The sequence below is a fragment of the Acetomicrobium sp. S15 = DSM 107314 genome, assembly GCF_016125955.1.
In the GTDB taxonomy this organism is placed as follows: Bacteria; Synergistota; Synergistia; order Synergistales; family Thermosynergistaceae; genus Thermosynergistes; species Thermosynergistes pyruvativorans.
On record NZ_JADEVE010000334.1, the window covers coordinates 1 to 333 of the forward strand.

Sequence of the window (333 nt, forward strand, 5' to 3'; positions counted from 1 at the left end):
CACCACTCCGTAACCGTGGGTGAACTCGAGGTGCAGGTTGACCCAGGTGGGGTTTTGGAGCTGGCGCAGGTCCAACTCCCTGGGAGAAAGCATCAATTGTCTTCTCTCGTCACCAAGCCCATTGCGGTAGATGGGGCAGAAGTGGGAGACGCAATTGCCGTTAGGGTGCGCCGAGTGAGAGTGCTTTCTTTGGCTACCACTTCCGGGACCGATCTGCCCCAAGAGGTTCGCTTAGCCATAAGAAAAAAAGAGTGGATAGGTCCCACGGCAGGAATGGCTAAGGGGCATGTGCAGGCAAATTTGGCCATATTGCCAAAGGATTTAGCTTATGAT

The 333-nt window shown here is 54.1% G+C and carries 2 pseudogenes; one reads left to right on the forward strand and one right to left on the reverse strand.

The features are described from left to right. Positions 1-102: pseudogene (locus tag EZM41_RS14765) on the reverse strand (UPF0182 family protein); the annotation flags it as partial. On the opposite strand from EZM41_RS14765, the pseudogene EZM41_RS09515 reads away from it, so the two are divergent. Next, positions 97-333, forward strand: a pseudogene (locus tag EZM41_RS09515) (acetamidase/formamidase family protein); the annotation flags it as partial. The pseudogenes EZM41_RS14765 and EZM41_RS09515 sit on opposite strands and share 6 nt — an antisense overlap.